General features: G+C 69.7%; 5 protein-coding genes and 1 pseudogene. 2 read left to right on the top strand and 4 right to left on the bottom strand.

The annotated features are described in order from the left end of the window. From AC1DXV_RS30490 to AC1DXV_RS30480, 3 genes and pseudogenes are all read right to left on the bottom strand, one after another. Window positions 1-421: pseudogene (locus AC1DXV_RS30490) on the bottom strand (hypothetical protein); the annotation flags it as partial. Between the two features lie 272 nt (window positions 422-693). Continuing rightward, entirely contained in the window at window positions 694-2901 is a 2208-nt protein-coding gene (locus AC1DXV_RS30485; RefSeq protein WP_477937188.1) for an ATP-binding protein, read from the bottom strand. Between the two features lie 29 nt (window positions 2902-2930). Further along, window positions 2931-3455: a putative pterin-binding protein gene (locus AC1DXV_RS30480; protein ID WP_477865657.1), complete on the bottom strand. Its 525-nt coding sequence runs from the start codon at window positions 3453-3455 to the stop codon at window positions 2931-2933. A gap of 79 nt (window positions 3456-3534) precedes the next feature. On the opposite strand from AC1DXV_RS30480, the gene AC1DXV_RS30475 reads away from it, so the two are divergent. Beyond that, a complete protein-coding gene (locus tag AC1DXV_RS30475; protein ID WP_477865658.1) occupies window positions 3535-4239 on the top strand; it encodes a glycine-rich domain-containing protein in 705 nt (234 codons plus the stop codon). 16 nt (window positions 4240-4255) lie between these two features. Here the strand turns inward: AC1DXV_RS30475 and ppnP are convergent, their stop codons facing one another. Further along, a complete protein-coding gene (gene ppnP, locus AC1DXV_RS30470) occupies window positions 4256-4570 on the bottom strand; it encodes a pyrimidine/purine nucleoside phosphorylase (RefSeq protein ID WP_477865659.1) in 315 nt (104 codons plus the stop codon). A gap of 83 nt (window positions 4571-4653) precedes the next feature. Here ppnP and AC1DXV_RS30465 point away from each other — a divergent pair. After that, window positions 4654-5636: serine/threonine protein kinase (locus AC1DXV_RS30465; protein ID WP_477937186.1), on the top strand; the 983-nt coding region annotated here is incomplete at its 3' end.

Genomic DNA, 5636 nt, shown 5'->3' with positions numbered 1-5636 from the left:
GGCTGTAGGTCCAGCTGACCGTCAAGCTGGGCTGGCCGCTCTGGCTGTAGACCAGCTGCGTCAGCCGGTCGACCCCGTCGTAGGAGTACGTCTCCAGCACGCCGCGGCTGTCCGTGCGGGTCGTCAGGTTGCCGATCTCGTTGTACGTCTGGTTCGCCGTGCCGGTGTCCGGACTGATCAGCTGGAGCGCGTTGCCGAAGCCGTCGCGCGGGTACTGCGTAACAAGGTTCCTCGGGTCGGTGACCTTGGTGGTTCGATCTCCGCCGTCGTACTCGAAGCTCGTCTTGCCACTCTTCGGGTCGGTGTGGTCCTTCACCCGATACAGCGGGTCGTAGCTGAGCCTGGTCTCCAGGTTCAGCCCGCCCGGATCGCGAATGATCTTGGTGCGGTTGCCCTGGGCATCGTATTCATACGCCGTCACCGGCGTCGGCGAAACGGGCGGTGGGGGAAGCTCTGCGTGGCAAAGCGCGGAATTCAACAGGCAGGTCGCAACAACAATGACCCCTGCGCGGGTCGTCGTCTTCATCGATGGGTTCCGGTAGGCAGTTGATCGACTCGTGTCGTCACACCCTCTGAACCTCTGAGGGGAACTGCCCCGACGCCACGAAGGCCCGGATTAAGCGCGCGTCAACTGCACCGGCGCAAGAGCCTGGCGGCCTCTGCGGTCAGCAGGAAAACATTGTTGACAATCTCCTACCCCGCCAGCAACCCCAGCTTCACGCACAGGTCCCGCGTGATCCCCATGTGCCGGTCCAGCTCGTCGAGCAGCGGCTCGATCGGCGTTTTCGAATCATTCGCGGCGGCCTCCTGCAATCGCGTCGCGGTGTCGGCCACGCTGCGCAGCCCCAGGCTCAGCGCCGCGCCCTTCAGCGCATGCGCCTGGCTGCGGATGCTCTCGCGGTCGCGCCGGCCCTGCGTCTGCCGCAGCGATTGCAGCGTGCCGCTGTGCAGGCTGAAGAAGCGGGCCAGCAGCTCCGCATACTTGGCCGGCGAGAGCGCGACGCTGACGTTGTCGACCGTCGCCTGGTCGAGCGGCGAGGCTGGTGCCGCCGCATCGCTGCCGTCGATCGCCGTGAAGACCGTCGAGGGGTGCTGGCCGTAGCGCCCCAGCACCTCGCGCAGCTGCGGCAGGTGCGCCGGCTTCGTCAGGAAGCCGTTCATGCCGGCCTGGCGGGCACGCTCCTGCGATTCCTGGAACGCGTCGGCCGTCAGCGCGATGATCGGCACCTCCCCCTTCGGCAGCGGCATCGCGCGGATCGCACGCGCTGCCGCGAAGCCGTCCATCAACGGCATGTGCAGGTCCATCAGCACGACGTCGAACTCCTGCGCCTGCACCGCGCGCACCGCCTGCTCGCCGTTCTCGGTGAACACCGCCCGGTGCCCCAGCTTGTCGAGCACCGCTTCCAGGTAGGCGCGGTTCACCGGATGGTCTTYGGCCACCAGCACGCGCATCGGCTGCATCGCCGCCGCGCTGTCTGCGGCGGCGCCCGTCGACGTGCCGCCCGCGGGCTCGATCGCCGGCAGCGGCAGCGTCACGACGAAGCGGCTGCCGACACCCGCCTGGCTGCTGGCCGCGATGTCGCCGCCCATCAGCCGCGCGAGGCTGCGCGAGATCTCCAGCCCGAGGCCGGCGCCGCCATGCCGGCGCGACGTGGTGTCGTCGCCCTGCGAAAAGCGCTGGAACAAGCGAGAGAGCATCGCCGCATCCATGCCGATGCCGGTGTCGACCACGCTGAACAGCAGCGCACCGTCGGCATGCTGCGTCACCGCCAGGCTCACCATGCCGGCGTTCGAGAACTTCAGCGCGTTGCTCAGCAGGTTGAACAGGATCTGCTTCAGCCGCGTCGCGTCGGCGCTGACCCACGGCGGCACGTCGGGCGCGATGCTCACCTGCAGCTGCAGGCCCTTCGCGTGCGCCTGCACGCGCATCAGCGCATCCACCTGGCCGAGCATCGCCACCAGGTCCAGCGGCTGCGGTACCACCTGCAGGTTGCCGGACTCGAGCTTCGAGATGTCGAGGATGTCGTTCAGGATCGCGAGCAGGTGGTTCGCCGAATCCTTCGCGGTGTCCAGGAAGCCGGCCTGCTGGCGCGAGAGCGGCGTGTCCTGCAGCAGCGACATCATCCCCAGCATGCCGTGGAACGGCGTGCGGATCTCGTGGCTCATGTTGGCGAGGAACACGCTCTTCGCACGGCTGGCCGATTCGGCCTCGGTGCGCGCCACCGCCAGGTTGTCGGCCAGCGCCTGCAGGCGTGCGCCGCGTTCGGACAGCCCGCGGAACTGCCGCAGCACGACCAGCGCGAAGGCGATCAGCAGCACGCACTGGAACAGCGTCAGCCCGAGGCTCAGCTGCGATTGCGTGCGCACCGCGGCGTTGCGCTGCGACACCCGCTCGTACAGCAGGTGCGAGGCGCCGAGCGACAGGTCGTGCAGCGGCACGCTCAGCCCATCCAGCCGCACCAGCAGCTGGCGCAGCGCGGCCACGTCGAGCGCGGCCACCGGCTTCTCGCCGAGGTAGCGGTCGGCCTCGGCGACGAAGGCGCGCACCTGCAGCATCGCCTGCGTGTAGATGCCGTGGTCCGGCATGATGCGCGCCGCGCGTTCATGGTCGACCAGGCTGATGCGGCTCACGAAGATGTCGTAGCGGTTCTGCAAGGCCTCCGATGCCGCGGCGCGCGATTGCTCGAGCGAGAGGTCGGCCAGCGCGATGTGCATCTGGTTGCGCAGCCGCAGGTGCTCGGTCTCCAGCTGGAAGAAGCTCCAGCCGAGCGCGTCGTTCTGGTAGTGCACGCTGCTGTCGAGCAGGTCGTACTGGCGCCACTGCACGTACACCGCGGCCAGCAGCGCGAGCACCAGCGTGGTGGCCAGCATCGCGAGCCAGGCGCGGCGGGGCGCGGTCACCGGCAAGGGGTCTGGAACGGCCGCCCCGGTCATCGGATCTCGAGCAGGCGCAATTGCCAGACCGCCCGGCCGTAGTGCACCGCGGTGCGCAGCTCGGGCTGGTCGTCGAACGGATAGATGATGACCAGCGGCCCCTTGTCGCGCACCGGCATCGGCTTGTCGTCGAGCAGCCAGGCCACCATCACGTCGCTGGCGGCGGCATCCTCGATCGGGATGTCGACCTTGTAGTCGTTCAGCGCGACCGCCCGCACCACCTGGCCCTGCGCGCCGGCAGCGGCCAGCAGATCGCGCAGCCGCACGCCGGTGAACTTGCGCGGCTTCGAATACCACGGGGTGCGCGTCGAGAAGGTCTGCTGCGGCAGCTTCTGCAGCGCCGCCAGGTCGAACGACAGGCCCTCAGGCCCGTTGCGCTGCTGGATGCTGCCGGCGATGGTCAGCAGCGGCCTGCCCTCGGGCGGCGCGTCGGCCGCAGGCGCGGCACCCGCCGTCCACAGGCCGGCCACGGCCAACAGCGCGCAGGCCCAGCGTTTCCCTCCATGTCCCGATCGTCCCATCTGGCGGATTTTGCATTGGTTTCACATCGCGACGCAGCGTGACGCCACGGCATACTTCAAGCAGATGACATCGACATCCGTGACACGCCTGTTGTTCATGCTCGTGGCCGGCACGCTGGGCCTGTGGCTGGCGAGGCGGGCCTGGGTGGCCTGGCGCGAGCGCTCGGGCCTGCGCGTGATCCGCGAACAGGCCTTCCCGGCCTTCCTGCGCGGCAAGATGCACCGCCTCTACCCGGCGCTGGACGAGCAGGCGCTGGGCGACGTGGAGCGCGGGCTGCGCCAGTTCTTCGTCGCGTGCGCACGTTCGCGCGGCGGCTTCGTCGCGATGCCCTCGCGCATCGTCGATGCGCTGTGGCACGAGTTCATCCTGCACACCCGAAGCTACGACGCGTTCTGCCGGCGCGCCTTCGGCCGCATGCTGCACCACACGCCGGCGCAGGCGCTCGGGCCGAGCAGCCCGGACGGCGACCGCAAGGCCGGGCTGCGCCGCGCCTGGCTCTGGAGTTGCAAGGAAGAGGGGATCGACCCGCAGCGCGCCGGCCGTCTGCCGATGCTGTTCGCGTTGGACGCGGCGCTCGCGATCCCCGGTGGCTACCACTACGTGCCCGATTGCAGCCTGCTCGGCGCCGACCGCGGCAACACGCATTGCGCGAGCGACATCAGCGGCTGCGGCGGCTCGTGCGGATCAGGCAGCGATTCGAGCGATGCCTCGGGCGGCAGCAGCGATGGCGGAGGGGACGGCGGTGGCGACGGGGGCGGTGGCTGTGGCGGGGGTGGTGACTGAACTCAGCCGCGCCGCYTCAACCGAAGTGGCAGACGTAGTGCATCGTGTCGGTGACCTCGATGTCGAACGCCGACTGGCCCGGCACCGAGAACGACTGGCCGGCGCCGTACGACTGCCAGGCCTCGCTGCCGCTCAGGCGGATGCGGCAGCCGCCTTCGACGACGTCCATCACCTCCGGCGCGCCGGTCGTGAAACGCAGCGTGGACGGCAGGATCACGCCGACGCTCTTCTTGCTGCCGTCGGGCAGCTCGATGCCGTGCGAGACGCACTTGCCGTCGAAGTAGACGTTCGCGCGGGTGGAGATGGTGGCGGTGATCTTGTCGGCGGGCATGGTCGGCTCGGTGAGGAGGGAGGGGAATCGGCCGAGTGTAAGGGCCGGGTCGCAGCGCTCGTGACGCCCGGTACACTGACCCGATGAGCACACCGACCGGCAGCGCGGGACTTCAGGACGACGGGGACGCGTTGCGTCCCGGCACCCGGCTCGGCGAATTCGAGATCCTGCGCGTGCTCGGTGTCGGCGGCTTCGGCATCGTCTACCTCGCGATGGACCATGCGCTGGAGCGCCAGGTCGCGATCAAGGAGTACATGCCCGCCGCGATGGCGGCGCGCGGCGACGGCGAGCTGGTCTCGCTGCGCTCGCAGGCGCACCACGAGACCTTCGGCATCGGGCTGCGCTCGTTCGTCAACGAGGCCAAGCTGCTCGCGCGCTTCGACCATCCGTCGCTGGTCAAGGTCTACCGCTTCTGGGAGGCCAACGGCACCGCCTACATGGTGATGCCGTACTACGCCGGCCGCACGCTGAAGGAAGAGCGCAAGGCGCTGGCCGGCGTGCCGAGCGATGCGTGGATCCGCGGCGTGATCGACCCGCTGCTGGGCGCGCTGCAGGTGCTGCACGACGAAGACGTGTTCCACCGCGACATCGCGCCCGACAACATCCTGTTGCTGCCGTCGGGCCTGCCGGTGCTGCTCGATTTCGGCGCGGCGCGGCGCGTGATCGGCGACCGCACGCAGACGCTGACCGCGATCCTGAAGCCCAACTACGCGCCGATCGAGCAGTACGCCGATGTCGGCCAGTTGCGCCAGGGGCCGTGGACCGACCTGTACGCGCTCGGCGCGGTGCTGCATTTCGTGATCACCGGGCGGCCGCCGGTGCCGTCGGCCGCGCGCGCGGTGCACGACGACGCCAGGCCGCTCGCCCAGCTCGACGAGGTGCAGCGCGGCACGATCGGCCAGCCGCTGCTGCGCACGATCGACTGGGCGCTCGCGGTGCGGCCGAGCCATCGGCCGCAGAACGTCGCGCAGTTCCGCGATGCGCTCGACGGCCGGCTGGTGCCACCGGAGCGGCCGCCGGCCGATGGCGAGGCGACGCAGCCGGTGTCGCGCGAGCAGGTGCAGGC

This window comes from Rhizobacter sp. P3_C12, from assembly GCF_056402735.1.
Note: the sequence above shows the minus strand (reverse complement) of the source record. Positions and strands in the feature narration are given on the sequence as shown.

Coding starts and splice junctions, on each gene's coding strand:
- AC1DXV_RS30480 (WP_477865657.1), bottom strand. CDS start 3,455: ATGGGACGATCGGGACATGGAGGGAAACGCTGGGCCTGCGCGCTGTTG.
- ppnP (WP_477865659.1), bottom strand. CDS start 4,570: ATGCCCGCCGACAAGATCACCGCCACCATCTCCACCCGCGCGAACGTC.